Annotated in this window: 31 protein-coding genes and 1 tRNA gene; 16 read left to right on the top strand and 16 right to left on the bottom strand. The window is 61.5% G+C overall.

Annotation, left to right across the window (positions count from 1 at the left end; genetic code table 11):
* Positions 1-8: 8 nt before the first annotated feature.
* The 12 genes from HEP69_RS14900 (at position 9) to HEP69_RS14845 (ending at position 10,190) form a co-directional block, all read left to right on the top strand.
* The gene (locus HEP69_RS14900; protein ID WP_290559339.1) at positions 9-431 is read left to right on the top strand and encodes a CopG family transcriptional regulator; all 423 of its coding nucleotides are present in this window, start codon (positions 9-11) and stop codon (positions 429-431) included.
* 135 nt (positions 432-566) lie between these two features.
* Positions 567-1,550 carry a P-type conjugative transfer ATPase TrbB gene (gene trbB / locus HEP69_RS14895; RefSeq protein ID WP_366111479.1) on the top strand — a complete coding sequence of 328 codons (984 nt, stop codon included), beginning with the start codon at positions 567-569 and terminating at the stop codon, positions 1,548-1,550.
* The gene (locus tag HEP69_RS14890) at positions 1,547-1,882 is read left to right on the top strand and encodes a TrbC/VirB2 family protein (protein ID WP_290559338.1); all 336 of its coding nucleotides are present in this window, start codon (positions 1,547-1,549) and stop codon (positions 1,880-1,882) included. Before trbB ends, HEP69_RS14890 begins: the two co-directional genes overlap by 4 nt.
* Positions 1,879-2,148, top strand: coding sequence for a VirB3 family type IV secretion system protein (locus tag HEP69_RS14885; protein WP_081533694.1), 270 nt, complete (start codon positions 1,879-1,881; stop codon positions 2,146-2,148). The genes HEP69_RS14890 and HEP69_RS14885 overlap by 4 nt, the downstream gene beginning before the upstream one ends.
* 4 nt (positions 2,149-2,152) lie before the next feature.
* Positions 2,153-4,651, top strand: coding sequence for a conjugal transfer protein TrbE (gene trbE, locus HEP69_RS14880; protein ID WP_290559336.1), 2,499 nt, complete (start codon positions 2,153-2,155; stop codon positions 4,649-4,651).
* The gene (gene trbJ / locus HEP69_RS14875) at positions 4,629-5,408 is read left to right on the top strand and encodes a P-type conjugative transfer protein TrbJ (RefSeq protein WP_290559335.1); all 780 of its coding nucleotides are present in this window, start codon (positions 4,629-4,631) and stop codon (positions 5,406-5,408) included. Before trbE ends, trbJ begins: the two co-directional genes overlap by 23 nt.
* Before the next feature lie 6 nt (positions 5,409-5,414).
* Complete coding sequence (gene trbK-alt / locus HEP69_RS14870; protein WP_290559334.1) at positions 5,415-5,693, top strand: putative entry exclusion protein TrbK-alt; 279 nt, start codon at positions 5,415-5,417, stop codon at positions 5,691-5,693.
* 3 nt (positions 5,694-5,696) lie between these two features.
* A complete protein-coding gene (gene trbL / locus HEP69_RS14865) occupies positions 5,697-6,986 on the top strand; it encodes a P-type conjugative transfer protein TrbL (RefSeq protein WP_290559333.1) in 1,290 nt (429 codons plus the stop codon).
* Complete coding sequence (gene trbF / locus HEP69_RS14860) at positions 6,980-7,669, top strand: conjugal transfer protein TrbF (protein ID WP_290559354.1); 690 nt, start codon at positions 6,980-6,982, stop codon at positions 7,667-7,669. Before trbL ends, trbF begins: the two co-directional genes overlap by 7 nt.
* Entirely contained in the window at positions 7,666-8,706 is a 1,041-nt protein-coding gene (gene trbG / locus HEP69_RS14855; RefSeq protein ID WP_290559332.1) for a P-type conjugative transfer protein TrbG, read from the top strand. Before trbF ends, trbG begins: the two co-directional genes overlap by 4 nt.
* Before the next feature lie 3 nt (positions 8,707-8,709).
* Complete coding sequence (locus HEP69_RS14850; protein WP_290559330.1) at positions 8,710-9,933, top strand: TrbI/VirB10 family protein; 1,224 nt, start codon at positions 8,710-8,712, stop codon at positions 9,931-9,933.
* Positions 9,930-10,190 (top strand): DUF2274 domain-containing protein, encoded by a 261-nt coding sequence (locus HEP69_RS14845; protein WP_290559329.1) that lies wholly within the window; start codon positions 9,930-9,932, stop codon positions 10,188-10,190. Before HEP69_RS14850 ends, HEP69_RS14845 begins: the two co-directional genes overlap by 4 nt.
* On the opposite strand, the gene HEP69_RS14840 is transcribed toward HEP69_RS14845, so the two are convergent.
* The 15 genes from HEP69_RS14840 to HEP69_RS14770 form a co-directional block, all read right to left on the bottom strand.
* Positions 10,099-11,094, bottom strand: a complete 996-nt coding sequence (locus tag HEP69_RS14840) for a LysR family transcriptional regulator (protein WP_290559328.1) — start codon at positions 11,092-11,094, stop codon at positions 10,099-10,101. The genes HEP69_RS14845 and HEP69_RS14840 overlap by 92 nt on opposite strands.
* 202 nt (positions 11,095-11,296) lie before the next feature.
* On the bottom strand, positions 11,297-12,208 hold the full coding sequence (locus HEP69_RS14835) for an alpha/beta fold hydrolase (protein ID WP_290559327.1): 912 nt from the start codon (positions 12,206-12,208) through the stop codon (positions 11,297-11,299).
* Between the two features lie 95 nt (positions 12,209-12,303).
* Positions 12,304-12,870, bottom strand: a complete 567-nt coding sequence (locus HEP69_RS14830) for a TetR/AcrR family transcriptional regulator (RefSeq protein WP_290559326.1) — start codon at positions 12,868-12,870, stop codon at positions 12,304-12,306.
* Positions 12,871-13,081: 211 nt separating this feature from the next.
* Positions 13,082-13,158 (bottom strand) — tRNA-Arg (locus HEP69_RS14825).
* A gap of 378 nt (positions 13,159-13,536) precedes the next feature.
* On the bottom strand, positions 13,537-14,757 hold the full coding sequence (locus HEP69_RS14820) for a cysteine desulfurase (RefSeq protein WP_290559325.1): 1,221 nt from the start codon (positions 14,755-14,757) through the stop codon (positions 13,537-13,539).
* Complete coding sequence (locus HEP69_RS14815) at positions 14,750-15,340, bottom strand: Yip1 family protein (protein WP_290559324.1); 591 nt, start codon at positions 15,338-15,340, stop codon at positions 14,750-14,752. The genes HEP69_RS14820 and HEP69_RS14815 overlap by 8 nt, the downstream gene beginning before the upstream one ends.
* Entirely contained in the window at positions 15,337-15,822 is a 486-nt protein-coding gene (locus tag HEP69_RS14810) for a YIP1 family protein (protein WP_290559323.1), read from the bottom strand. Before HEP69_RS14810 ends, HEP69_RS14815 begins: the two co-directional genes overlap by 4 nt.
* Positions 15,822-17,108, bottom strand: coding sequence for a Fe-S cluster assembly protein SufD (sufD, locus tag HEP69_RS14805; RefSeq protein WP_290559322.1), 1,287 nt, complete (start codon positions 17,106-17,108; stop codon positions 15,822-15,824). The genes HEP69_RS14810 and sufD overlap by 1 nt, the downstream gene beginning before the upstream one ends.
* Before the next feature lies 1 nt (position 17,109).
* Positions 17,110-17,865: a Fe-S cluster assembly ATPase SufC gene (sufC, locus tag HEP69_RS14800; RefSeq protein WP_290559321.1), complete on the bottom strand. Its 756-nt coding sequence runs from the start codon at positions 17,863-17,865 to the stop codon at positions 17,110-17,112.
* A 47-nt stretch (positions 17,866-17,912) separates the two neighbouring features.
* Entirely contained in the window at positions 17,913-18,224 is a 312-nt protein-coding gene (locus HEP69_RS14795; RefSeq protein WP_290559320.1) for a heavy metal-binding domain-containing protein, read from the bottom strand.
* Positions 18,224-18,421, bottom strand: coding sequence for a hypothetical protein (locus HEP69_RS14790; RefSeq protein WP_290559319.1), 198 nt, complete (start codon positions 18,419-18,421; stop codon positions 18,224-18,226). Before HEP69_RS14790 ends, HEP69_RS14795 begins: the two co-directional genes overlap by 1 nt.
* A 48-nt stretch (positions 18,422-18,469) precedes the next feature.
* A complete protein-coding gene (locus HEP69_RS14785; protein WP_290559318.1) occupies positions 18,470-18,787 on the bottom strand; it encodes a hypothetical protein in 318 nt (105 codons plus the stop codon).
* The gene (gene sufB, locus HEP69_RS14780) at positions 18,787-20,307 is read right to left on the bottom strand and encodes a Fe-S cluster assembly protein SufB (RefSeq protein ID WP_290559317.1); all 1,521 of its coding nucleotides are present in this window, start codon (positions 20,305-20,307) and stop codon (positions 18,787-18,789) included. Before sufB ends, HEP69_RS14785 begins: the two co-directional genes overlap by 1 nt.
* 16 nt (positions 20,308-20,323) lie before the next feature.
* Positions 20,324-21,382, bottom strand: a complete 1,059-nt coding sequence (locus HEP69_RS14775) for a cysteine desulfurase family protein (protein ID WP_290559316.1) — start codon at positions 21,380-21,382, stop codon at positions 20,324-20,326.
* A 103-nt stretch (positions 21,383-21,485) separates the two neighbouring features.
* On the bottom strand, positions 21,486-21,947 hold the full coding sequence (locus HEP69_RS14770; protein ID WP_290559315.1) for an Rrf2 family transcriptional regulator: 462 nt from the start codon (positions 21,945-21,947) through the stop codon (positions 21,486-21,488).
* A 216-nt stretch (positions 21,948-22,163) separates the two neighbouring features.
* Here HEP69_RS14770 and HEP69_RS14765 point away from each other — a divergent pair, with 216 nt between their 5' ends.
* From HEP69_RS14765 to HEP69_RS14755, 3 genes are all read left to right on the top strand, one after another.
* A complete protein-coding gene (locus HEP69_RS14765) occupies positions 22,164-22,817 on the top strand; it encodes an alpha/beta hydrolase (RefSeq protein WP_290559314.1) in 654 nt (217 codons plus the stop codon).
* Positions 22,818-22,832: 15 nt separating this feature from the next.
* A complete protein-coding gene (locus HEP69_RS14760; RefSeq protein ID WP_290559313.1) occupies positions 22,833-23,075 on the top strand; it encodes a hypothetical protein in 243 nt (80 codons plus the stop codon).
* A 181-nt stretch (positions 23,076-23,256) separates the two neighbouring features.
* Positions 23,257-24,471, top strand: a complete 1,215-nt coding sequence (locus tag HEP69_RS14755; RefSeq protein WP_290559312.1) for an NADP-dependent isocitrate dehydrogenase — start codon at positions 23,257-23,259, stop codon at positions 24,469-24,471.
* A 76-nt stretch (positions 24,472-24,547) separates the two neighbouring features.
* Here HEP69_RS14755 and HEP69_RS14750 read toward each other — a convergent pair whose 3' ends face one another.
* Positions 24,548-24,784 carry a DUF6356 family protein gene (locus HEP69_RS14750; protein ID WP_290559311.1) on the bottom strand — a complete coding sequence of 79 codons (237 nt, stop codon included), beginning with the start codon at positions 24,782-24,784 and terminating at the stop codon, positions 24,548-24,550.
* Between the two features lie 115 nt (positions 24,785-24,899).
* On the opposite strand from HEP69_RS14750, the gene HEP69_RS14745 reads away from it, so the two are divergent.
* Entirely contained in the window at positions 24,900-25,358 is a 459-nt protein-coding gene (locus tag HEP69_RS14745) for an Lrp/AsnC family transcriptional regulator (RefSeq protein WP_290559310.1), read from the top strand.
* Positions 25,359-25,360 lie beyond the last annotated feature (2 nt).

Raw genomic sequence — 25,360 nt, 5'->3', positions numbered from 1 at the left:
ATGTGGCCGTGAAGAAGGACCGATTGAATGTGTATTTCGATCCGGCTCTGTCGGGAGAACTGGAGGCGTTGGCCGCGCGGCGGAAGGTCTCGAAATCGCAAATCGTGGAAGCGGCGCTCGCCGCATTCCTGTCGCCGGATGGTGCAGATCAGCGAGAGGCCGCGATCGTCCGGCGCCTGGATCGGCTGACCCGGGCTGTGGAACGGTTGGAACGCGATCTATCCATCGGCAATGAGGCGATGGCCCTGTTCGTGAAGTTCTGGCTGACCACCACGCCGCCATTGCCCGACGAGATGCGCGAGGCCGCACAGGCCTCGGGCAAGGAGCGTTATGACGGGTTCGTAGAAGCGCTCGGGCGGCGACTCGCAAAGGGGAAAACGCTCACCAAGGAAGTCTCGGAGGACATCCGCGAGCGAACATCCACCGTCTGACGCCATCGCGACTTCATGCGAAATGCGCTTGTCCCTGCCTCTCTACGCCACCGCACTACTACCCCGTAAAACCTGTTGCGACTGAACATTTAACGGTCTTCTTGATCGACCCCGTAACCAGATGCGGGGCCGCCAATGACCGTCCACAAACTCAAATCAGCAGCGATCGAGCGCGGTTCCCGCATGCTCCGCACGGCGCTTGGGGCCGATATCGCGGCCTGGCTCGACGAGGACGCCGTCGTCGAAGTGATGCTTAATCCATGCGGACGCCTCTGGGTCGACCGGATCGGCGAGGGTCTCTGCGATACGGGCGCCACGCTCACCGCCGACGATGGCGAGCGGATCGTCCGCCTCGTCGCCCATCATGTCGGCGCCGAAGTCCATGCGGATGCGCCGCGAGTATCCGCCGAGCTACCCGGAACCGGCGAACGCTTCGAGGGATTGCTCCCTCCGGTCGTCGCCGCGCCCACGTTCGCGATCCGCAAGCCCGCCGTCGCAGTCTTCACGCTCGACGATTATGTCCGCGCCGGGATCATGGCCGCCGCCGCAGCCGGTGCATTGCGCGATGCCGTCGCGTCCCGCGCCAATATCCTCGTCGCCGGTGGCACCTCGACCGGAAAGACCACGCTCACCAACGCGCTGCTCGCCGAAGTCGCCAAGACCTCCGATCGCGTGGTCCTCATCGAGGACACACGCGAGTTGCAATGCACGACGCCCAACCTCGTGGCGCTCCGCACCAAGGACGGCGTTGCGACGCTGTCCGACCTTGTCCGCTCCTCGCTGCGCCTGCGCCCGGATCGCATTCCCGTCGGTGAAGTGCGCGGTGCCGAAGCGCTCGATCTCCTTAAAGCCTGGGGCACGGGACATCCCGGCGGGATCGGTACGATCCACGCAGGCTCGGCCATCGGCGCGCTGCGCCGCCTCGAACAGCTGATCCAGGAAGCCGTCGTCACCGTGCCGCGGGCGCTCATCGCGGAGACCATCGACGTGCTCGCCGTCCTCCATGGACGAGGCAGCGATCGCCGCCTCGCGGATCTCGCGCACGTCACCGGCCTGACCGCCGAGGGCGACTACGCGCTCCAATCCCTTCTCGCCAACCCGAAAGGAACCGCCATATGACCACCCGACTCAATCTCCTTCATCCCCGCTGGCCCGTCTATGTCAGCGCCGCTGCGGTCGGCTTCCTGCTGGCCGCCGACCAGGCGCAGGCCGCGGGGTCGGGCATGCCCTGGGAAGCGCCACTTCAGGCGATCCTGGAGTCGATCGAAGGACCGGTCGCCAAGATCGTCGCGGTCATGATCATCATCATCACCGGGCTGACGCTCGCTTTCGGCGACACGTCGGGTGGCGCGCGCCGGCTTGTGCAGATCGTCTTCGGTTTGTCGATCGCCTTCGCAGCGTCGAGCTTTTTCCTGTCCTTCTTCTCCTTCGGCGGCGGGGCTCTGGTATGAGTGATCCGACCGACATCCCCGGCTTCACCGCGCCCGTCCATCGCGCGCTCACCGAGCCGATCCTGCTCGGCGGTGCGCCGCGAACCATCGCGATCGCCAACGGCACCATAGCGGCAGCCGTGGGTCTGGGCCTCCGCCTCTGGCTGGTCGGGCTCGCGCTTTGGGCCATCGGGCACATGCTGGCCGTCTACGCCGCCAAGCGGGACGCCCAGATCGCCGACGTCGCGCGCCGCCACCTTCGCTACCCGACCTGGATGGGGGTGTGAGGAGATGATGCGCCTCGCCGAATACCGTTCCAAAGCCGCGCTGCTCGCCGACTTCCTGCCCTGGGCTGCGTTGATTGGCGAAGGCGTGATCCTCAACAAGGATGGGAGCTTCCAGCGCACGGCTCGGTTCCGCGGTCCCGATCTCGACTCCGCAACACCCGCCGAACTGGTCGCGACCGCAGCGCGACTCAACAGTGCCTTGCGCCGTCTGAGCTCGGGATGGGCGGTCTTCGTCGAAGCGCAGCGCATCCCGGCGCGCGACTATCCGCTCTCTGAGTTTCCCGATCCGACTTCGGCGCTGGTCGATGCCGAGCGGCGCGCGCAGTTCGAAGAAGCCGCGTCCCATTATGAGAGCCGGTATTTCCTGACCCTGACCTGGATGCCGCCCGCCGACGATACAAGCCGGGCAAGCGGGTGGCTGTTCGAGGATGCGCCGAGCAAGGGCGCCAATCCAACCGAACATCTCGCGGCGTTCCGCTCCCGCTCGGAGCGACTGCTCGACCTGTTCGAGGGGTTCATGCCCGAGGCAGTCTGGCTCGATGACGAGGAGACGCTCAGCTATCTGCATTCGACGATCTCGACACGGCGGCAATCCGTCCGTGTGCCCGAGGCGCCGATGCATCTCGACGCCTATCTCGCGGACGAGCCGCTGGTCGCCGGGCTCGCGCCGCGCCTCGGTGACGCGCATCTCCGCACGCTCTCCATCGTCGGGTTCCCAACAGCGACCTGGCCAGGCCTCCTCGACGAGCTGAATGCGCAGGCCTTCGAGTATCGCTGGGCAACGCGCGCGATCTGTCTCGACAAGACCGACGCCACGAAGCTCTTCACCCGCATCCGCCGCCAGTGGTTCGCCAAGCGCAAATCGGTCGCCGCGATCCTGAAGGAGGTGATGACCAACGAGGCCTCGACGCTCCTCGACTCGGACGCCGACAACAAGGCGCTCGACGCGGACGAAGCCTTGCAGGAACTTGGGAGCGATATCGTCGGCGCGGCCTATGTCACCGCGACGATCACGGTCTGGGACGACGACGAACGCGCGGCGGATGCCAAGATCAAGCTAGCCGAGAAGGTCGTGCAGGGCCGCGACTTCACCTGCATCCCCGAGACGCTGAACGCGATCGAAGCCTGGCTCGGCTCGCTGCCCGGCCATCTCTACGCCAATGTCCGGCAGCCGCCGATTTCGACACTCAATCTCGCGCATATGATCCCGATCTCGGCGGTCTGGGCCGGGCCGCAGCGGAACGACCATCTGGACGGACCGCCGCTTTTCTATGCCGAGACTCAGGGCGCGACGCCGTTCCGCTTTTCGACCCATGTGGGCGATGTCGGCCATACACTCATGGTCGGCCCGACCGGTGCGGGAAAGTCCGTTCTGCTGGCGCTCATGGCGCTGCAATTCCGGCGCTATTCGGGCGCCCAGGTCTTCGCGTTCGATTTCGGCGGCTCGATCCGCTGCGCGACGATGGCCTGCGGCGGGGATTGGGAAGATCTCGGCCTCGCGCTATCCGACGAGGACGACGCGGTCCAGCTACAACCGCTCGCCCGGATCGACGATGCCGCGGAACGCAGCTGGGCGCAGGATTGGCTCGCCGGGCTGCTCGTCCGCGAAGGCGTCACCATCGACCCGGTGGCGCGGGATCATCTCTGGTCGGCTCTGACCTCGCTCGCATCGGCTCCCATCGAAGAACGCACGCTGACGGGCCTCTCGGTGCTCCTGCAATCGAACGATCTCAAGCGCGCGCTGGCCCCATTCTGCCTCGGCGGTCCGTTCGGCCGCTTGCTCGACGCGGAAAGCGAGGCGCTCGGCTCCGCCGACTTCCAGGCCTTCGAGACCGAAGGGTTGATCGGCTCAGCGGCCGCACCCGCCGTCCTCGCCTATCTGTTCCACCGGATCGAAGCGCGGCTCGACGGGCGCCCAAGCCTGATTATCGTCGATGAAGGCTGGCTCGCCTTGGATGACGCGACCTTCGGCTCGCAGCTGCGCGAATGGTTGAAGACCCTACGCAAGAAAAACGCCAGCGTCATCTTCGCCACCCAGTCGCTAGCCGATATCGACGGCTCCGACATCGCGCCCGCCATCGTCGAGAGCTGCCCGACACGCATCTTCTTGCCGAACGAGCGCGCCTTCGAGCCCCAGATCGCCGCCACCTATCGCAGCTTTGGTCTCAACGACCGGCAGATCGAGATCATCGCACGGGCAACGCCGAAGCGGGACTATTACTGCCAGTCGCGACGCGGCAACCGGCTCTTCGCGCTCGGTCTCGGCGAGGTCGCGCTCGCCTTCACGGCAGCTTCCTCCAAAGCTGACCACGCCGCCGTTGACGCGATCCTCGAAGAACACGGGCGAGACGGCTTCGCCGCCGCCTGGCTCGCTCGGCGCGATCTCGGCTGGGCGACCGAACTGCTCGGTCCCTCCGATGCCGTGATCGAGGCCACCCCATCCGCAACCCCAGAAGCCAACGACGACAAGGAGAAGACTGATGTTCAAGACCAAGACACGTAAACTCGCCGGACGCGCCGCCGCGGCTCTGTTGCTCTCGAGCGCTATCGCGCTTTCCCCGGCGACAGCGCCACCCGCACATGCGCTCTTTGGCGGCGGCTTCGGCGGAATCGTATACGACCCGACGAACCATGCCGAGAACCTACTGACCGCCGCGCGGACGCTGGAGCAGATCAACAACCAGATCGCACAGCTCCAGAACGAGGCGCAAATGCTGGTCAATCAAGCACGCAATCTCGCGAACCTGCCATATTCTTCGCTGTCGCGCCTGCAATCTTCGGTGCAGCAAACACAGCAACTCTTGGGCGAGGCACAGCGCATCGCCCATGATGTGGCAACGATCGACGAGGCCTTCACGCAAGACTACGGCGCAGCCGCCGCGCGCGGAGACTTCGACGAGATGATCGCGGGCGCGCAGGACCGCTGGCGCACCTCAGTCGCCGGATTCGAGGATGCGTTGAAGGTCCAGGCTGGCGTGGTCGGCAATATCGAGACCGCCCGCGCCGAGATGCAGACACTCGTGGGCCGCAGCCAAGCCGCGACCGGCGCCTTGCAGGCGACCCAGGCGGGGAACCAACTTCTCGCGCTACAAAGCCAGCAGATCTCGGACTTGACGGCCGCCATCGCCGCACAGAACCGCGCACAATCGCTCGAAGCCGCGCGCGTTGCCACAGCCGAAGCGCAGGCGCGCGAGAACCTCACCCGCTTCCTCGACTACGGCTCCGGCTACGAGCCTACGACCGTCCGGATGTTCCGGTAGGCCGCGATGAAGCTGTCCGCCGAGACCACACTGAAAGCCATCGCCATCGCTTTGGGCGCCATTGCCGCGCTCATGGCGGCGATGGAACTCCAGCGCGCCCTTGAAGAAGAGCGTGCGGCCGAACCGGCGGGGGTGGTTTCGGACGATCCGTTGCGCGCGACCTTACAACGCTGCCGGACGCTCACCCCGGAAGAGCTCGAAACCGACACGACCTGCCAGGCTGCATGGGAAGAAAACCGCCGCCGGTTCTTCAGCACGCCCAGCAACAATCCTGAGACGGAGTAGGCCATGGACGGCGTCGGCGTCATCGATCGGTTCCTGGAGGTCTTCACGACCTATATCGACAGCGGCTTCGGTCTGCTCGGCGGCGACGTCGCCTTCCTCGCGACCACGTTGATCGTTATCGACGTCACGCTCGCCGCGCTCTTCTGGGCCTTGGGCGCGGATGACGATATCATCGGGCGGCTGGTCAAGAAGACGCTCTTCGTCGGCATCTTCGCCTATATCATCAGCAACTGGAACACGCTCGCCCGCATCGTCTTCGAGAGCTTCGCGGGCCTCGGCCTTATCGCCACCGGCGGCGCGATCGGCGCGGGCGAGCTTTTGCAACCAGGACGCATCGCCGCCGTCGGGCTCGAAGCCGGGCAACCGATCCTGGAATCCATCGCTGACCTGATGGGGTTCGTCTCTTTCTTCGAGAACTTCATCCAGATCTCGATCCTGCTCTTCGCCTGGATCGTGGTCCTGCTCTCCTTCTTCATCCTCGCGATCCAGCTCTTCGTCACCCTGATCGAGTTCAAGCTGGCCACGCTCGCGGGCTTCATCCTCGTGCCCTTCGGACTCTTCAACAAGACCGCCTTCATGGCCGAACGCGTACTCGGCCTCGTCATCTCCTCGGGCGTCAAAGTGCTCGTGCTCGCGGTCATCGTCGGCATCGGCTCGACGATCTTCGGCGAGTTCACAGCCGGGTTCACGGGCGAACCGACCATCGAGGATGCGATGGCCGTCGTGCTGGCGGCGCTCTCGCTCCTCGCCTTAGGCGTCTTCGGCCCCGGCATCGCAAACGGCATTGTTTCCGGTGGACCGCAGCTCGGTGCAGGCGCAGCGGTCGGAGCCGGTCTCGCAGCGGGCGGCGTGGTCGCCGGAGGCCTCGCGGGCGCGAAGATGGCCGGGGCTGCGGGTGGCGCCGCCCTGCGCAGTGGCTCCGCCGTCGCCGGTGGCGCCTCGACCGCATTCAAGATCGGCGCGGCCTCGGGCACATCGACCGCCGGGAAAGCCGCGAGCGGCATGGCGGCGGTCGGTCAGGCCGGGATGTCAGCTGCCGTTAGTCCGCTCAAGCGCGCCGTCGGCGACAGCTACCGCTCGGGCTCGCGCGCCGCCTTCGAAGCCACGGGCGGCAAGTTCAGCAATTCGCCGTCTTTCATGCCGACGCCTGCCAATGACGGCCCGCCCGCATGGGCGCGCCGCATGAAACGCCAGCAAAGCTTGCAACACGGAACCGCCGTCGCTGCCCACGCCATCCGCTCCGGCGATGGCGGCGGCGCGGGAACGGCCATCAGTCTTTCGGAGAGATCATGAGATTCAAGCGACCCAGCGTGCGATATGCCAAGACACCCGAGCCGGTGACCCCTTACCAGAAGGCCGCGCAGGTCTGGGACGAGCGCATGGGTTCAGCCCGCGTCCAGGCACGCAACTGGCGGCTCATGGCCATCGGGTGTCTAACGACCACAGCCACCTTTGGCTTAGCGCTCGTCTGGCAGTCCACCCAGGGCACCATCGTTCCCTACGTGGTCGAGGTCGACCGGCTCGGCGCCGCCCAGGCCGTCGCTCCCGCGACCGCCAATTACCGCCCGACCGATCCGCAGATCGCCTTCCACCTCGCGCGCTTCATCGAGAACGTCCGCCAGGTTCCCGCCGATCCCATCGTCCTCCGTCAGAACTGGCTGCGCGCCTATGATTTCACCACCGATCGCGGGTCTGTCGCGCTCAACGACTTCGCGCGCCAGAACGATCCCTTCGCCCGCGTCGGCGAGGTCCAGGTCACCGCTGAGATTTCCAGCGTCATCCGCGCGTCGGATTCCAGCTTCCGCGTCGCCTGGACCGAACGCCGCTACGTGAACGGTCAGCTCGCCGGTACCGAACGCTGGACCGGCATCCTAAGCGTCGTCATCCAACCACCCCGCGATGCAGACCGCCTCCGCAAGAACCCCCTCGGGGTCTTCGTCCACGCCATCAACTGGTCAAGGGAGAACGCCCAATGAGACACTGCGTGTCAGCCAAACTTTCCATCACAACACTTCTTGCCGGCTCCATGCTGGCCGGGTGCACGACCTTCAAGCCGCCTGAAATTAGCTACGACGATCCCGTTGCCGCAACGCTGGTCGCGGAACCGGCGCGGCCTGTTCGGATTGTCGAGACACCCGAGCCTTTACCGCTGCCGGGCCAGCTCATGCGGGTAGATGCAGACGATCGTCCGGCAGAAGCGTCGGAACCGACAGAGCGCATCACCAACGCCAACGCCGCGGCGCGCATCGAACCTGTGCGCGACGGCTTCATCAACGCGGTCCAGATCTATCCCTACAGCTCCGGCGCGCTTTATCAGGTCTACACCTCTCCCGGCCAGGTCACGGACATCGCGTTACAGGCAGGCGAGCGCCTTGTCGGCTCCGGCCCAATCGCCGCAGGCGACACGGCCCGTTGGATTATCGGCGACACGGAAAGCGGCACTGGCGACAACCGCCGCATCCATGTTCTGGTCAAACCAACCCGCCCCGACCTGGTGACCAATCTCGTCATCAACACCGACCGGCGCACCTACCACCTCGAACTACGTGCCACGCCGCAGGCCTATATGGCCTCGGTCTCATGGCAATACCCCGAAGATGAACTGATCGCGCTTCGTCGTCAGAACAATCGCGCCGAGGCAAGCCTTCCGATCGGGCGCAATGTCGATCTCGACGATCTCAATTTCCGCTACCGGATCACCGGCGACCGCGCGCCCTGGCGACCGCGCCGCGCCTTCGATGACGGGCGGCAGGTGTTCATTGAGTTCCCGCGCGGTATCGGCCAGGGCGAGATGCCGCCGCTCTTCGTGATCGGGCCGGAAGGGGACGGCCAACTCGTCAATTACCGCATCCGTCGCAACTACATGATCGTCGATCGCCTCTTTGCCGCTGCCGAGCTCCGGCTTGGTGATCGCCAGCGCGTGGTGCGGATCGTGCGGACCGATGGTGTCCGGCGTTCTGCGCAGCGCGAGGAACGTGTGGTCTCTGCCTGGCGTCCCGATGAGGACCGCTGAGCCATGACCGGGGACGAAAACCAACAACCGGGCGACCGCTCCGAAGAGCCACCACGCACCGAACAGGACATCGCCAAGGAACTGCGCTTGCGGCCCGATCCGCCACGGGTGATGCGGCTCTCGCGCAAGGCCATCACCGTCCTGACCGTCGCGGGTGGGCTGGGAATCGGTGCGATCCTGATCGTCGCCTTGCAAGGGTCCGATCCAAGCGATGGGCCTTCGGAACTCTTTTCAACAGAACGCGTCCAGGAGGCCGAGGGCCTTCTGGGTCTGCCGCGCGACTACGCGTCGATCCCGCAACTCGGGCCACCGCTTCCGGGAGAACTGGGACGCCCGGTTCTGTCAGCGCAGCGGCGAGGTGAGCCGGTGCCTGTCGTACCCGCGACCGGCCCCGCCGTCGATCCGGAAGAACAACTGCGCTTGCAAGAGGCAGAAGCCGCCCGGCTCGCGACGCTCTTTGCCGATGCAAGGTCGAGTGGTGCGGGGGCTTCGCGTTCGCAGGCGTCGCCCACGACATCTCCGACGCCCGGATTGCAAGGTCTATTTCCGGCCTCAGCAGGATCATCTCGCCAGCTGGATGCGACAGAACGACAAGAGGCGTTTTTGGACCGCGAGGTGGATCGACGAACGACTGCCGCGGATCGGCTGCAATCTCCGCCGAGCCCTTACGTCCTGCAAGCCGGATCCGTCATCGAAGCCGCACTTCTCACCGGGCTGCGGTCCGACCTTCCAGGGCAAATCACGGCACAGGTCACAGCTAACGTCTATGACAGCCCGACCGGGCAATTCTTGCTCATCCCACAGGGCGCGCGCCTGCTTGGCGAATATGACAGCCGTGTGGAAACCGGTCAGCGACGCGTCCTCTTGGCGTGGACCCGATTGATCCTGCCCGATGGACGCTCCATCGTCCTCGAACGCCAGCCCGGGACGGATCAAGCCGGATACAGCGGTCTCGAAGACGGTGTGGACAATCACTGGGGTCAGTTGTTCCGGGCCGCCGGTCTCGCCACGATCCTCAATATCGGGCTCGAGACCGGCGAGGATGGCGGCGACGAGATCGCCGAAGCAATCCGCGATGGCACCCAGGACACGATCGGAAGCGCGGGCGAGGCCATCGTCCAGCGCCAGCTAAACATCCCGCCGACGCTCACCATCCGGCCAGGATTTCCGGTGCGCGTGATGGTGACGCGCGATCTGATCCTCGAACCGCAAGGAGATGCCCGATGAGCAAGCTGAAGCTCGGCAACATCAGAGACGACAAGCCGGTCAAACTGTCCATTGAACTGCCGGCCCAGGTGCATCGGGATCTCGCCGCCTATGCTGAGATCCTCGGAACAGAGAACGGACAGACGCTCGAACCAGCAAAGCTCATCGCACCGATGCTGGAGCGGTTCATGAAGACAGATCGCGGCTTTGCGAAAGCGCGGAAAGCGCTGCGTGAGAAGAAGATCGCATCGACACTGGCGGCGTCGGACTCGTCTTGATTCTCTCGCTGTCACAGATCCCGTTTCGGCGCGCTAACAGTCGCGCGAGGCTGAGCATCCGTCGCCAGGCAGGATTATCGTTGTTTGGTGACCAGACGGCGCAAAAGGGCAGCATCTCGTTTTCGAGTCGGCGATAAACCACGCCAGGAAATTGGGTCGCGACGGTGGATTCGCTGGTAAGCGTCAAACCGCGTCCAAAAGACACGATCTGCATGAGGTTATCGCGACCCACGCGGTGGCGCTCGATCGCGGGGTGAGCCCCGAGATCGGCCAGATGCTTGATGAGAAAATCGTGGATCTCCGGTCCGGGATCGCCCTCGCTGAGGATAAAGGTCTCAGTTCGAAGTTCATCCCACCGGATCACCTTCCGCTCCGCTAAGGGATGCGCATCCGGTATTACGACGAATACGCGTTCCGTCCAGAACTGTGCAGCGTCGCAGTCGGTCAGGCCAGGCGCACCTGTAACGAATGCGACATCGAGCTTGTGTTGGCGTACCGCCGAGATGTGCTCTGATGGTGATCCCTCAATGATGTCGATACGGACATCGCTATAGCGATGGATATAGGCGCGCAGCATCTGCGCCAGAAAGCCGGATGCCAATGAAGAGAAAATGCCGATCTGAACGGCCCCTTCTTCTCCACGGCCGATCGGCCTGATATCGGCAGCGGCGCAAGAGACCTCGCTCAGCGCCCGCCGGGCATGGCGAACAAACCTCTTTCCAGCGTGGGTGAGGATAACACCTCCGGAATAGCGGTTGAAGAGCGATGCGCCGAGCTCATCTTCGAGGTCACGAATATGGCGGCTGATAGTCGATTGCTCGACGCCCAAAGACACAGCCGCACGCCTGAAGCTGCCGCATTTTGACGCAGCCACGACGTAGCGGAGATGTCTGAGTTCGATCATCTCTCTTCCGTTCGACGCGTGCAATTGACACACTTGAACAATGAGACGGAGACAAAGCCTTCCAGTACTGGAAACAACCGGATGCAATTTTTCGACATATCAACGACATCCTGCACATGTCGTGGCCAGACTGGACTTTTTTTCGGGAAGTATCGTATGTCGCGTTAGCATTCTCGACCTGTTCCTTTTCGACGCGAATGTTTCACGTATCCATGTTTGTGAGAAAGCGAACGATTGCCGCTTCGATGCGAGGAAGCTCAGCTGCGGGCAGTTCATGACCCACGCCATCCAACACGAGCAGTTCCGCTCCCGGGATCTGGCGAGCGAGCGCCTTAGCGCTTTGGAGGGAGATGATCGGATCATCAGTTCCGTGGATGATGAGAGTACGTACCTCGATATTTCGGGCGTCCCAGCGCTTGTGGATTTCACCGTCCATCATCGAATGGTTGAACGCGCTTTGGATGTTCTTGGCCCTTTCCAGTTCGCGTTTGATCCTTTCCAACGCTGCCTTCTCATCGAAGGGGTGTCCGGAGCCCGCAGAAAGGCGCGCGGTGCCCAGCATGAAGTCGACAACCTCTTGCTGCCTAGACCAATCGAGCTTCGATAGCGTCTTAAAATGATCCAGAAAGCGCTGGTCTATTGGAACTGCACTGGCCTCTTCGCCATTCAATGGTTCCGACGCCAATAGTGTGAGTGATCTAACCCTATCAGGTTGTTTCACTGCCAACATTTGGGAAACGAGCCCTCCCAGTGACATGCCCAGAAGATGGGCGGACGCGATCTCGTATTCATCAAGAATTGAGACGAGATCATCGCAGAGATCGTCGACTGAGTACTCGACGGTACCCGGTGGATTGGTTGAGCTCTGTCCCGTATCGCGATGGTCGTAGCAGATCACCCTATATCCGGCGCCAGCAAGCGCTTCGACAAATGCAGGCGGCCACCACTCCATAGAAGCCGTCGCACCCATAGAAAGCACTATAGCCTCAGCGTTTGAATCACCGGTCTCCGATGTAGCAATTTCGATGTTTCCTCTAGTCGCCTTCCGCACAATTCCTCCGTCCCGGTCGCTCTTAAGTGAAGGCACGTTGAGTTGTTCGTCAGCATGGACCATTGCTAGGCCGATGCCGGAGCAACGCGCGCATAATAAGAGACACCGAAGTCTTATATAACCTACGCGTCGGTTATATAAGACTTCGGGTGAAGCTGTCAATCGAGAGAGAAGCCAGGAAATCTGATCTCAAGCGCCAGCCTGACTTGACGGCAGACATATTCCGAAAGTGAGCCCTCGCGTGAAGCTACCCAATGCATTGTTGCCCCAGCTATCACCGTATGCAGATGGATAGCGAGGGTCCCGCGGTCGGGGACATCGGGCAAGCGCCTGTAGATTTCTCGCTGGACTAACTTGTAGCGTCTGTCCGCACATTTTCCCAAATACGGATCCTTGCTTTCAACATAAGCCACCAGGACGTGGACAGAAAAGTGCTCACCGGTCCCCATGCTCTCGATGATTGTACATAGAAAGCGCCAAAGCCCCTCAAGCCCGTCTTCTACATCGAGAGTGGCTAGGTACTGCTCAGTCGCCGCGATTTCGCGTTCGGCCAATCTGCGAAGGATTCTTTCACGGTTTTCAAATCTTTGGATTAGTGTAGCTCTGGATAAGCCAACTTTCCGCGCGACATCGGCGAGTGTGAAATCGCCCGCACCATGTTCCGCGAGAACTGCGATTGCTGCATCTAGCACCTGATCGTCGCTAAGGACCTTCTTTCTTGGCAAACCGAGCTCCCTGTTCTTAACGTGCTTGTAGCCTAGGGGAGAATGGTTTGGACATAGTCTAGATTCCTATCCGCTGATGATAGAGGTACCGAGAGAGACTCCGATAGACACTATCAACTCACTGCAATTTCCGATCCCAGCAGCTGACGCAGATGTTTTCGGGTTCATGCCACGTTGGCATAACCACAAGCCATTGATCTTCAATAAAAAATGGCGCACCCGACAGGATTCGAACCTGTGACCTTCGGCTTCGGAGGCCGACACTCTATCCAGCTGAGCTACGGGTGCTCATTTTACTTCTACTGCTTACGCAGTGCTTACGCGAACTTCCGGCCAGTTTGAACAGCGGTTCCGATATCCGCCCAAGCCGTTGATTCACATTCTTTTTCTCACAGCACCTTAAGCCATCGCCAGACTTGACATCTGCCTTCGGAGGGCAGCGCTCTATCCAGTTGAGCTATGGGTGCCATCTGCTTTCGCAGTGCTTATGTGGTACTCCAGCGAGGTTAAAGCCAAGAATGGCACACTCGCAAAACCCAGTTCTCAATCGTTACTCTTCACGTTTCCTACACAACGAGGCCAAGGCATTGATGTTCGATGCCTCAAACCGTCCGTCTGATGCGCGGTATAGCTTTGGACGCCCTACCCCGCAATCGCAAAAATCACTCAGGCAAAAAGCTCATGGGCAAGCTCCAGCGCCTCGACCAGTGTGTCGACCTCGTCTTTGGTGTTATACATCCCAAACGAGGCGCGGCACGTTGCTGTCAGCCCCATATGATCCATCAGCGGCCCCGCGCAATGATGCCCGGCCCGCACCGCCACGCCCTTCTTGTCGAGGATCGTCGAGATGTCATGGGCGTGGGCAGCACCTTCGATCGTGAAGGAAAAGATCGCCCCTTTGGACGCCGAGGTGCCCTGAAGCTGCAACCAGTTGAGCCCGCCCAGACGATCCACGGTATAGTCGCGCAAATCGGTCTCGTGGGCGGCGATCGCCTCCATGCCCACCGACATCATATACTCCAGCGCCACACCCAGACCGATGGTTTGGACGATGCCGGGGGTGCCGGCCTCGAACTTCATTGGCGGGTCGTTATAGATCACGGTGTCGCGATGCACTTCCTTGATCATGTCACCACCGCCAATAAAGGGGCGCATCTCCTCCATCCGGGCACGTTTGATATAGATCGCCCCTGAACTTGACGGGCCATAAAGTTTGTGGCCGGTGATGGCATAAAAGTCGCAGCCTATATCGTCGACATTCACCGGCATATGCACCGCCGCCTGACTGCCATCGACCAGCACCGGCACGCCCCTGGCATGCGCGGCTTGGGTGATTGCTTTGACATCCACCACAGTGCCCAGCACGTTCGACATATGGGTGATGGCCACAAGTTTGGTCTTGGGGCCGATGGCGTCGATCACCTTTTGCGGGTCCAGATCGCCGCGCGCGTCCACATCCACCCATTTCAGCACCACGCCCTGGCGTTCGCGCAGGAAATGCCAGGGCACGATATTGGCGTGATGCTCCATCACCGACAGGACGATCTCGTCGCCCGCCTCCAGCCGCGGCATGGCCCAGCCATAGGCGACGGTGTTGATGCCTTCGGTGGTGCCGGAGTTCAGAACGATCTCCTCCTCATCCGCCACGCCAAGAAACCGCGCGATGATCCCGCGCACGCCCTCGTATTTCTCGGTCGCCAGGTTCGACAGGTAATGCAGGCCCCGGTGCACATTGGCGTATTCGTGCGAATAGGCATGGGAAATCGCGTCGATCACCACCTGCGGTTTCTGCGCCGAGGCTCCACTATCGAGATAGACCAGCGGCTTGCCGTTGACCTCACGCGACAGGATAGGAAAGTCGCCTCTGATCTCATTGACATCAAACATATCCGGCTCCTACGGCGCTTACACCGATAAGTGACAACAGGATCGAGACACCCACCACCATGCCGACAAAGGCCGCGACCAGAACGCCCGCGGATTTGCCCAGCGATCCAAACCCATGCGCCTCGTTCACGAAATGGACCAGCATCCACAGGCCGATAAACCCGGCCGCCAACACCAGGAGCATCGACAAGACCGGGATTGTCAGCAGCAGCAACAGCGCCGCAGCCTGCACGATAACGCGCAGAAACTGGAGCCAGACAAGGACAACCATCACGTCCTCCATCTGTCCGGTCCCGCCGAAGGTGCGGCCGGTCCAGAACACCATCAGCACGATCAGGACAAGCCCGCCGCCGACAAACATCAGATAGATCGCAGGGACATCGAACACACCCGGCAGCGGCGACGGGCCGGGCACCAGGATGTTGGTCAGCGAATGCAGCAAGGTATTGAGAACGACCATCAAAAACAGGCCGGTCCACAGCGTGCCGCGATCCAGTTTCAGCGCGATCAGTTCACGGGCGGCCAGCGCAGGATCCTTGATCGAAAGGATGGCAAGATCTTTGAGCGAGAGGGTATGTGTCATGCCGCACCCTCACCGCTTGCTCGCAAGGATGCAATCCAGAACCAAAGGAAAATCAACACCCAGACAAGCCCCACACCTTGTAACGCGGGACCCGGTCCCACAAACCCGCCCACCAGACCGTAGAGCAGCAGAAGCGGCGTACTGGCCAGAAGCGACCAGAACAGCGCCAGACGGGCTCCAAAGCTTGTGCCGGGACGTCCCAATGCACGGCGCACCAGATAAGTCAGCCCCGCCACCAGGTAAAGCACCAATGGCAGAATAAAGACCGAGCCCATCAAAGCCCCGGCCATCATCATCGACAGATCCTCGCCGGTCAAATGCGCGTCGCGTGCCAGGCGCGGCAGCTGCGCCACAAAGGCGATCACGCAAAAACCCATCAGAAAGGCGAGCGCGCGATCTTCTCGCGCGCCCATGGCCAGGAGCCTGCGCATAACCCGGCCCGGCCCCCGATAGGTGGCCGATATATCCGCGGTGACGGGCATCAGCCGCGACTGTGGCGAACCAACCAGGCACTCAGGCGTGACACGATCTCGTCTGAAAGCGCCTCGTCCTCGATCTCTTCCACGGCTTCTGCGAGGAAGGCCAAGGTCAAGAGATCGGTCGCTTCACTCTCAGGCACGCCGCGCGAGCGCAGATAAAACAGCGCATCTTCGTCGATCGCCCCCGAGGTTGACCCGTGCGAACACGCCACATCATCGGCATAGATCTCAAGCTCGGGCTTGGCCAGGAACTGGCTGTCGTCGTCCAGAAGCAGCGATTGGCTGATCTGGTACCCGTCGGTTTTCTGCGCACCCTCCTTGACCAGGATCTTGCCCTGGAAAACGCCCGTGGCACCATTGCGCAGGACCTTCTTGAACACCTGGCGGCTTTCGCAGTTCACCGCGTCATGGGTTACAAAGACAGTGTCGTCATGGTGGAACTCACCGTCCCCGACGCAGGCACCGGCCACATGGGCCACGGCATCGTCACCGGTCAGTTCGATCACCACCTCGTTGCGGGTCAACCGGCCGTTCACCGTGAGGGTGAAGGACTTATAGACCGATTCCGCACCCAGCCGCGCAAACATATGCGTGGCCGCACGACGCTCATGGTCGCGGCCCTGCGCCCGCACATGGTGCAGCTTGGCGGTGTCGGCCAGATCAATCTCCATGCATTTATTGAACCGGGCCGCGGCAGGACCGTTTTCAAGGATCGTCACCTCGGCGCCCGGATCGACCTTGATCACATGGTGCAAGATCGCGTCCGACGTTTCATCGTTGTGGAAATAGATCAGGCTGATTGCCTTGCTCGGCGTCTTTTTCACATGGATCAGCGCACCATCGCTGGCAAAGGCTGTATTCAGCGCTGCAAGCGGCCGTTCCACGGGGTCCTGACCGCGGGCTTCCAGCGTGCCATAGAGATCCTTGGCCCAGTGAATGTCATGAGCGGTGCTTTCGGCCAAACGGTCGATGACAATGCCCTCCAGCTCCAGATCGTCAGAGGCGTCGGGGTCGAACACACCATCCACAAAGACGATCCTCAGCCGGTCGATCTCGCCAAAGATCGGCGCTTCGTCGGGACTAAAGATCGCCGCCTGCGGTGCGGGTGCGTCAACCAGGGTCTCGGGACGCGTATATTTCCAATACTCGTCGCGGCGCGACGGCAGGCCCATCGCGCGCACCCGGGACAATGCGTCGGCGCGGGTCGCGGCGGTCCATCCGCCCTGCGGCAGGGACAGGGTCGCCAGACGGGCCTCGGTGGCATCCATTTTCTGTTGCGGCAGCCCCATCTCAGGCCACCTCCGCCAGGATATCGGCATAGCCGTTGTTTTCCACTTCCAGCGCCAGCTCGGGCCCGCCGGTCTTCACGATGCGGCCATCGGCCATGATATGCACCACGTCAGGTTTGATATGATCCAGAAGGCGCTGATAATGCGTGATCACCAGGAAGCCACGGCCCGTCCCGCGCAGCGCGTTCACACCTTCGGCAACCAGCTTCATTGCATCCACGTCCAGGCCGGAATCGGTCTCGTCCAGGATGCACATCTTGGGCTCAAGCATCGCCATTTGCAGGATCTCGTTGCGCTTCTTCTCACCACCCGAGAAGCCCACATTGACCGCACGTTTCAGCATCTCAGCGTCGATTTTCAGCGCTTTGGCGCGTTCACGGATCAGCTTGAGGAAATCGGCGGCGCTCACCTCCTCCTCGCCGCGTGCCTTGCGCTGCGCGTTCACGGCTGTGCGCAGAAAGGTCATGTTGCCCACGCCGGGGATCTCGACCGGGTACTGGAACGCCAGAAAGAGGCCTGCCGCCGCGCGCTCTTCTGGTTCCATCTCGAGGATATCCGCGCCTTCAAGCGTCGCCTCGCCCTCAGTCACCTCATAGCCGTCACGGCCCGACAGCACATAAGACAATGTGGATTTGCCCGACCCGTTCGGGCCCATGATCGCGTGTACCTTGCCCGCTTCGACCGTCAGGTCGACGCCCTTGAGGATTTGCTTATCCTCTTCTTCAAGTTTCACGTGCAGGTTCTTGATATTCAACATGGTCTTGCCCTTTCAGTAATTTCCAGGCGGCGCGGCGCCTGCCCGCTTTATCCCAGCTGCACAGCCGTGCCCGAGGCACTGACCATCAGCATGTTATTGATCACTTCATAATCCAGATCGACACCGACAACGGCATTCGCGCCCAAAGCCTGCGCCCGTTCCTGCATCTCGGCCAGCGCGGTTTCGCGCGCCTTGCCCAACTCTTGCTCATATGCGCCCGAGCGGCCGCCCAGAATATCGGTGATCCCGGCAAACACATCCCGGATCACGTTGGCGCCCAGGATCGCCTCGCCCACGACGATGCCTTTGTAATCCGCGATGCTGTGGCCTTCGACCGAAGGCGTGGTTGTCACAATCATCACATGCTCCTCAGAAAGTAGTTATAGCCCATCGCGACCAGCAAGGCCGCGCCGCCCGCGGCACTGGCGGTCAGGAACACCGATTGCTCGATCAGGCCGCCGGTCTTGCCCCTGCGCCGCCTGACCGAAAAGCCGATCAGCGCACCGATAAAGACGCCCAACGCAGGGGCAAGCGATTGCAGAACCAACTGTTGCATGTCTATTGCGCGCCCCGGCCCGCTGTCAGCGACAATCCATTCACGTGACTACTCCGTATCCTGAAGGTCCAGCACGACCGCGCTTTTGGCCCGTTGCATCACGGTCACCAACCGCAAAAGCAGCGCGCTCCAGCAGACAAACAGCACCAGACCGATCAGGATCTCGAACCGTTCGGCCAGGCTGGCAATCATCCAGCCATCGCTGACCAGTTCCGCCACGATCTCATCATGCGCCAAGGACAGAAAGAACACGACCATATGGCCCAGCACCAATAACGTGACCTCCCGCGTCTCAGGGGTGAGACGCGAGGGGTGGCCCAGCCGGATCATCAGCCGTGGTCTGTCATTTGGCGCATCCAGGGCCATCAGCCCACGGAACCTTCCAGAGAGATCGCCACAAGCTGTTGCGCTTCCATGGCAAATTCCATCGGCAGGGCCTGAAGCACGTCCTTGCAGAACCCGTTGACCACAAGCGCCACGGCCTCCTCCTCATCCATCCCGCGCGAGCGGCAATAAAAGAGCTGGTCATCGTCCACTTTGGATGTGGTTGCCTCATGCTCGACCCGCGACGAGTTGTTCCTGACCTCGATATAGGGCACGGTATGCGCCCCGCATTTGTCGCCGATCAGCAGGCTGTCACATTGGGTGTAGTTCCGGCTCTCCTTGGCCTTGGGGTGCATCGACACCAGGCCGCGATAGGTGTTCTGCGCTTTGCCCGCACTGATCCCCTTCGAGACGATCCGGCTCTTGGTGTTCTTGCCCAGATGGATCATCTTGGTGCCGGTGTCGGCCTGCTGATAGTGGTTGGTGATGGCGATCGAGTAAAACTCTCCCTGGCTGTCGTCCCCGCGCAGGATGCAGGAGGGATATTTCCAGGTCACAGCCGAGCCGGTTTCCACCTGCGTCCACATCACCTTGGCCCGGTCGCCCCGGCAATCGGCACGCTTGGTCACAAAGTTATAGATCCCGCCCTTGCCGTTTTCGTCGCCGGGATACCAGTTCTGAACGGTGGAATATTTCACCTCGGCATCTTCTTCGATGATGATTTCGACAACCGCCGCATGCAACTGGCTGGTATCGCGCTGCGGCGCGGTGCAGCCTTCGAGATAGCTCACATATGAGCCTTTGTCGGCAATGATCAGCGTCCGCTCGAACTGGCCGGTGTTTTCGGCATTGATGCGGAAATAGGTGCTGAGTTCCATCGGGCAGCGCACGCCGGGCGGCACATAGACGAACGAGCCGTCCGAAAACACCGCCGAGTTCAGCGTGGCATAAAAATTGTCCGAGACCGGCACGACCGACCCGAGGTATTTCTTGACCAATTCGGGATGATCCTTGATCGCCTCAGAGATCGAACAGAAGATCACGCCCGCCTTTTTCAGCTCGGCCTGGAAGGTCGTGCCGACCGACACGCTGTCGAACACCGCATCAACGGCGACCTTACGGCCCTCGGCGGGGGCGTTTTCCGCCCCCTCAACACCGGCCAGGATCATCTGTTCTTTCAGCGGAATGCCCAGCTTTTCGTACGTCGCCAGCAGCTTGGGATCGACCTCGTCCAGGGATTTCGGCTTCACTTCCATGCTCTTGGGGCGCGCATAGTAATACTGATCCTGAAAATCGATCTCAGGATAATCGACCATCGCCCAATCGGGCTCTTCCTTCTGAAGCCAGCGCTCATAGGCCTGCAGACGCCATTCGGTCATCCATTCCGGCTCTTCGTTCTTTTCCGAAATCAGGCGCACGATATCGGGGGTCAGGCCCTTGGGCGCATACTCCATCTCGATATCGGTTTCCCAGCCGTATTTATACGTGCCGACTTCGCGTACCGCATCGACGGTTTCCTGATCGACGCCTTCTTTGACTTGGGTCTGGTCCAACGCTGCCATCGGGCTCTCCATGTTGTTATGCCGCACCTTGTTCCGTGCGGGCGCGGAATTTCTGTTCTTTGCTCTGCCACGCCTGCACGAAACGCAGCACCTCATCCTCTGTCGTCGCGGGCCCGAGCGAAACACGGACCGCACTGGCCGCCTGCCCTGCATCAAACCCCATCGCACGCAAGACCCGGCTCTCGCGGACCTTGCCGCTGGAACAGGCAGACCCGGCGCTGATCGCGAAACCAGCCAGATCCATCTGCATCACCTGGGTTTCCCCTTTCCAGCCATCCGTGATGAAACAGCTGGTATTGGGCAGACGCGCAACGCCTTTCCCGACAAAAATAGTCTTGTTTGCCCGGGCCTCAAGACTTGTTTCTAGAATATTTCTAAGTTTTTCAACCCGCTCCCATACCCCATTTGACAGATCCTGCATCGCCGCTTCAATTGCAGCGCCTAAGCCAGCGATTCCAATGATGTTTTCGGTCCCAGACCGACGACCCATTTCCTGTCCGCCACCCAGAGAGAGGGCCGGAATGTCAAATCCGCGGCGCACGATCAGCGCCCCGACACCCTTTGGTCCGCCCAGCTTGTGACCGGACAGAATCGCCAGATCGGCGCCGCTCCAGGAAAAGACGAAGGGGAGGCGCCCCACCGCCTGGGTGATATCCAACAGCAGCAGATTTCCCGCATGCCCGTCCGCGCTCCAGCCTTCTGCGCCTTTGTGCGGTTCGGTGACGATGCCGGTCTCGGAATTGGCAAGCCCCATCGCCAGAACCGTGTCCGTCCCGCTCCCCGGCTGATGATGCGCCCAAAGCGCGTCATGAGCGGTGGGCGGCACCCGGACATCGGAAAACCCCTCCAGAACCCGTGCGGCCTCGGTCGCACCCGACGTAAAGACAACTTCGGCCACCTGACACCCGACCGCCTGCGCCACCTGCTCCCGCGCACGCTCCACCAATGCCTTGGCCGCACGCCCCTCGCTGTGAACGGAAGACGGATTGCCGACCACATCCATGGCGGCGATCATCGCCTGTCGCGCCTCAACCCGCAGCGGAGCGGTGGCGTTATAGTCCAGATACGCCCTCACGCGCCCACCTGCCGCTTCTTCTTGCTGAAAATACGACGGGGAGCGCGAGGGGCCGCGCCCCTCGCCAGTGCCACCGTGCAATGCCGGGCGGGGGGATGCAGGATCATTCGGAATCCACGATTGCAAACAGACCCGGCACGGCCGGACAGGGTGCGAGGTCGTTCTGCACGATATCCGACAGCCGCGTCTGATGCAGGAATACATAGACATGCGCGCTCAGGCTTTCCCAAAGCCGGTTGGTCAGCGATTGCGCGCGGCTGCCCGACAGCGCGCCCGAGGCCCCGGCCCCCTTGTGCATCGCATCCACCGTCTCATCCACAGCCGACAGAATATCGACCACCCGGATCTCGGACGCCGGACGCGCCAGCCGATAGCCGCCGCCGGGCCCGCGGACCGACATCACCAGTTCGGCGCGCCGCAATTTGACAAAGAGCTGTTCCAGATAGGGCAGCGAAATCTGCTGCCGTTCGGAAATATCGCCGAGCGTCACCAACTTGTCCTGCGATTGCAATGCGATATCGCACAGCGCCACCATCGCATATCTGCCTTTGGTCGAAAGTTTCACTGAAATACCCTTCCCGTCAAATCAGTATTCCGAAGCTGCCTGTGCGAAAAGATTGACGTTCCCGCGATCTCAGCCTATGTGGCCAAGACCGCGCGCACCCGCACGGCGCCGGACCTGATTAGAACGGTTCTAAGGAGACCAAGCGATTTTGTCAATAATCGCGCCGCTGCCTGAACCCGATCACCGGCTCGGACGACGATAACAACAGGACCGCATATGCCCGAGGTGATTTTTCCCGGCCCAGAAGGTCGGCTCGAAGGCCGCTACCACCCCCAAAAGGAAAAAGACGCGCCAATTGCGATCATCTTGCATCCGCACCCGCAGTTCGGCGGGACGATGAACAACAAGGTCGTCTATAATCTGCATTACGCGTTCTATAACATGGGCTTTACGGTGCTGCGGTTCAATTTCCGTGGCGTCGGGCGCAGCCAGGGCGAATACGATCAGGGCATCGGAGAGCTGAGCGATGCCGCCTCCGCACTCGATTATCTGCAATCGATGAACAACAATTCCAAACATTGCTGGGTCGCGGGGTTCTCCTTCGGGGCCTGGATCGGCATGCAGCTCTTGATGCGGCGGCCAGAGATCACCGGGTTCATCAGCGTGTCGCCCCCCGCCAATATGTATGACTTTTCGTTTCTGGCGCCCTGCCCTTCATCGGGTCTGATCATCAACGGGACCGCCGATCGCGTCGCACCGCCCCCCGATACGCGCAACCTGGTCTCAAAGCTGCATGAACAAAAGGGCATCACGATCACCCATCAAGAGATCGAAGGCGCCGACCACTTCTTCAAAGAGCCGCATATGGACACCATGATCGGCAATGTCACCGATTACGTGAAGCGGCGGCTGACCGAAACGACACGGTAGATCAAAGGCACGGATATGGGACTGGCCGAGGAACTGGGCGACAAGCTGGCGATCGACGTTCTCAAGGTGATCGACAAACTGGGCGACGATCAACTGGTCATGGAGGTCGCCAAGGTCCTGGCGGCCAGCTCCACCCCGACCGAGGAGGCGTTTCTCACCTCCGTGCGCGTGCGCCAGGCCGAAGCCCGGGCGCGAGGCTTTCTGCGCGACTATGTCAAAAAGGAACTGGCCAAGCGGCCACAGACCCCCAAGGACTGAAGCGGCCTGCATCTGCCCGCGCGTCCTCGTCACGGGTCCGGGGACAGGACACTCTCAGGCCCCTGACAAGCTGCCGCGGCCCAGGGTTCATCTCTTTCACATTGCGTTACCATGCACGCTATAGTCTGCGTCGTTGAGACGTCACGCGTCTGATGACACCGAAACCAAAAAGAGGTCTCTGATGAGCAAGATCAAAGTCGAGGGCCCCGTCGTCGAGATGGACGGAGATGAGATGACCCGCATCATGTGGGACTTCATCAAAACCAAACTGATTCTGCCTTATCTCGATATCGATCTGCTCTATTACGATCTGGGCATCGAAAGCCGGGATGCCACCGGCGATCAGATCACCATTGACGCCGCCGAAAAGACCAAGGAGGTCGGCGTCGCCGTCAAATGCGCCACGATTACACCGGATGAAGCCCGAGTCGAAGAGTTCGGCCTGAAAAAGATGTGGCCCAGCCCCAACGGCACGATCCGCAACATTCTGGGTGGTGTGGTGTTCCGCGCGCCGATCATCTGCCGCAACGTCCCGCGCCTGGTGCCTGGCTGGACCAGGCCGATCGTGATCGGGCGCCACGCCTTTGGCGATCAATACAAGGCCAGCGACATAAAATTCCCCGGTCCCGGCAAACTGACGATGCGGTTTGAAGGGGTGGGCGGTCAGGTGATCGAACGCGAGGTCTTTGACGCGCCCTCTGCGGGGGTGTTCATGTCGATGTATAACCTCGACCAGTCCATCACCGATTTCGCCCGTGCAACCTTCAACTATGCGTTGGGGATCGGCTGGCCGGTGTATCTGTCGACCAAGAACACCATCCTCAAACACTATGACGGCCGGTTTCTGGAAATCTTTCAGGAGGTGTACGACGCCGAGTTCGCCGACCGGTTCAAAGAACAGAACATCTGGTACGAACACCGCCTGATCGACGACATGGTGGCCTGCGCGATGAAATGGAACGGCGGGTTCGTCTGGGCTTGCAAGAACTATGACGGTGACGTGCAATCCGACACGGTGGCGCAGGGCTTCGGCTCGTTGGGTCTGATGACCTCACAGCTGATGACGCCCGACGGCAAGATCGTGGAGGCCGAGGCCGCCCATGGCACCGTCACGCGCCATTACCGGCAGCACCAAAAGGGCGAGGCGACGTCCACCAACTCGATCGCGTCGATCTATGCCTGGACCGGCGGGTTGAAACACCGCGCCAAGCTTGACGAAAACGCCGAGTTGACGCGCTTTGCCGAGACACTCGAACGGGTCATTGTCGAAACGGTCGAGGGCGGGTCGATGACCAAGGACCTTGCCCTGCTCGTCGGACCGGATCAGGGTTGGCTGACAACGATGGGATTTCTCGAAAAGATCGACGAGAATCTCAACAATGCCCTGACGGGGTAACGTCAGGCCGAACCGCTTTCGGGCCACGGCGCCGAACCAACGCGCCGCAACCTGTCATTGGGTCGGGCGCGAGGGATTACTCCGCCGGGGTCGCTGCGGCGCCGGGCTGCGCTCCGCGGTGTTCGATCCGCGCATACATCTTGCGGATCAATCCGCTGGCGGTCGTCTTGCACAGCGCCGGGATCAGCGCATGGACCAGTGCCGCGCATCCGGCCAGAAACAAAAGGCCCGCAAACCGCAGGGCAAAGCCCATATGCTCGGCATAGCTTTCATCGACGGAATGAGGATGGTCCAGAAAAAGGGCTTTGAACATGTTCGCGCTCCACTGTTGCGTTGTGCTCAGCTTACCGCGGCAGCATGGGGAAGATTTCACAAAGACCGGTGAACGCCCACTATGAATGGGAGATTATCCCTGATATCCATCCCAGATGGAGAATATCGACACCCTTGACCGTAAGATCCTGACCGTTCTGCAACGCGCCTGTGATACCCCGCTTGAGGCCATCGGCGAAGAGGTGGGCCTGTCGCGCAATGCCGTGTGGCGCCGCATTCGCGCCTTGGATGCAACCGGCATCATTCGCGCTCGTCGGGCAGAATTGGACGCGGCCCGGTTGGGCCTGGGGCTGATGGTGTTCATGCAGATCCGCACCCAAAGCCATGATCCGGACTGGCAAAAGGCATTTTCAGCCGCGACGCGCGCGCTGACCGGCATTCTCAGTGTCTATCGCATGACCGGAGATCTGGATTACCTGATCCGCGCGCGGGTGGCCGATATGGCCGATTACGATCGGCTTTATCAGGCGCTGATCGCGCGCGTGCCGCTGTCGGATGTCTCGGCAAGCTTTGTAATGGAAGAAATCAAGGACGACCCTGCCCTGCCCCTCTAACC

It is taken from the genome of Aestuariivita sp., from assembly GCF_021404545.1.
GTDB lineage: Bacteria > Pseudomonadota > Alphaproteobacteria > Rhodobacterales > Rhodobacteraceae > Aestuariivita.
The sequence above is the reverse complement of the archived record's forward strand: the minus strand, read 5'-3'. Positions and strand labels throughout refer to the sequence as shown.

What these genes read in the sequence shown, in the direction of transcription:
- trbK-alt (WP_290559334.1), top strand. Translation starts at nt 5,415, where the DNA reads ATGAAGCTGTCCGCCGAGACCACACTGAAAGCCATCGCCATCGCTTTG.
- HEP69_RS14810 (WP_290559323.1), bottom strand. Translation starts at nt 15,822, where the DNA reads ATGCCCGTCACCGCGGATATATCGGCCACCTATCGGGGGCCGGGCCGG.
- trbE (WP_290559336.1), top strand. Translation starts at nt 2,153, where the DNA reads ATGATGCGCCTCGCCGAATACCGTTCCAAAGCCGCGCTGCTCGCCGAC.
- trbJ (WP_290559335.1), top strand. Translation starts at nt 4,629, where the DNA reads ATGTTCAAGACCAAGACACGTAAACTCGCCGGACGCGCCGCCGCGGCT.
- HEP69_RS14835 (WP_290559327.1), bottom strand. Translation starts at nt 12,208, where the DNA reads ATGGTCCATGCTGACGAACAACTCAACGTGCCTTCACTTAAGAGCGAC.
- HEP69_RS14790 (WP_290559319.1), bottom strand. Translation starts at nt 18,421, where the DNA reads ATGCAACAGTTGGTTCTGCAATCGCTTGCCCCTGCGTTGGGCGTCTTT.
- HEP69_RS14755 (WP_290559312.1), top strand. Translation starts at nt 23,257, where the DNA reads ATGAGCAAGATCAAAGTCGAGGGCCCCGTCGTCGAGATGGACGGAGAT.
- HEP69_RS14785 (WP_290559318.1), bottom strand. Translation starts at nt 18,787, where the DNA reads ATGGCCCTGGATGCGCCAAATGACAGACCACGGCTGATGATCCGGCTG.
- HEP69_RS14885 (WP_081533694.1), top strand. Translation starts at nt 1,879, where the DNA reads ATGAGTGATCCGACCGACATCCCCGGCTTCACCGCGCCCGTCCATCGC.
- HEP69_RS14815 (WP_290559324.1), bottom strand. Translation starts at nt 15,340, where the DNA reads ATGACACATACCCTCTCGCTCAAAGATCTTGCCATCCTTTCGATCAAG.
- sufB (WP_290559317.1), bottom strand. Translation starts at nt 20,307, where the DNA reads ATGGCAGCGTTGGACCAGACCCAAGTCAAAGAAGGCGTCGATCAGGAA.
- HEP69_RS14795 (WP_290559320.1), bottom strand. Translation starts at nt 18,224, where the DNA reads ATGATTGTGACAACCACGCCTTCGGTCGAAGGCCACAGCATCGCGGAT.
- HEP69_RS14890 (WP_290559338.1), top strand. Translation starts at nt 1,547, where the DNA reads ATGACCACCCGACTCAATCTCCTTCATCCCCGCTGGCCCGTCTATGTC.
- HEP69_RS14760 (WP_290559313.1), top strand. Translation starts at nt 22,833, where the DNA reads ATGGGACTGGCCGAGGAACTGGGCGACAAGCTGGCGATCGACGTTCTC.
- HEP69_RS14750 (WP_290559311.1), bottom strand. Translation starts at nt 24,784, where the DNA reads ATGTTCAAAGCCCTTTTTCTGGACCATCCTCATTCCGTCGATGAAAGC.
- HEP69_RS14745 (WP_290559310.1), top strand. Translation starts at nt 24,900, where the DNA reads ATGGAGAATATCGACACCCTTGACCGTAAGATCCTGACCGTTCTGCAA.
- sufC (WP_290559321.1), bottom strand. Translation starts at nt 17,865, where the DNA reads ATGTTGAATATCAAGAACCTGCACGTGAAACTTGAAGAAGAGGATAAG.
- HEP69_RS14765 (WP_290559314.1), top strand. Translation starts at nt 22,164, where the DNA reads ATGCCCGAGGTGATTTTTCCCGGCCCAGAAGGTCGGCTCGAAGGCCGC.
- HEP69_RS14820 (WP_290559325.1), bottom strand. Translation starts at nt 14,757, where the DNA reads ATGTTTGATGTCAATGAGATCAGAGGCGACTTTCCTATCCTGTCGCGT.
- sufD (WP_290559322.1), bottom strand. Translation starts at nt 17,108, where the DNA reads ATGGGGCTGCCGCAACAGAAAATGGATGCCACCGAGGCCCGTCTGGCG.
- trbG (WP_290559332.1), top strand. Translation starts at nt 7,666, where the DNA reads ATGAGACACTGCGTGTCAGCCAAACTTTCCATCACAACACTTCTTGCC.
- HEP69_RS14850 (WP_290559330.1), top strand. Translation starts at nt 8,710, where the DNA reads ATGACCGGGGACGAAAACCAACAACCGGGCGACCGCTCCGAAGAGCCA.
- trbL (WP_290559333.1), top strand. Translation starts at nt 5,697, where the DNA reads ATGGACGGCGTCGGCGTCATCGATCGGTTCCTGGAGGTCTTCACGACC.
- HEP69_RS14845 (WP_290559329.1), top strand. Translation starts at nt 9,930, where the DNA reads ATGAGCAAGCTGAAGCTCGGCAACATCAGAGACGACAAGCCGGTCAAA.
- trbB (WP_366111479.1), top strand. Translation starts at nt 567, where the DNA reads ATGACCGTCCACAAACTCAAATCAGCAGCGATCGAGCGCGGTTCCCGC.
- HEP69_RS14840 (WP_290559328.1), bottom strand. Translation starts at nt 11,094, where the DNA reads ATGATCGAACTCAGACATCTCCGCTACGTCGTGGCTGCGTCAAAATGC.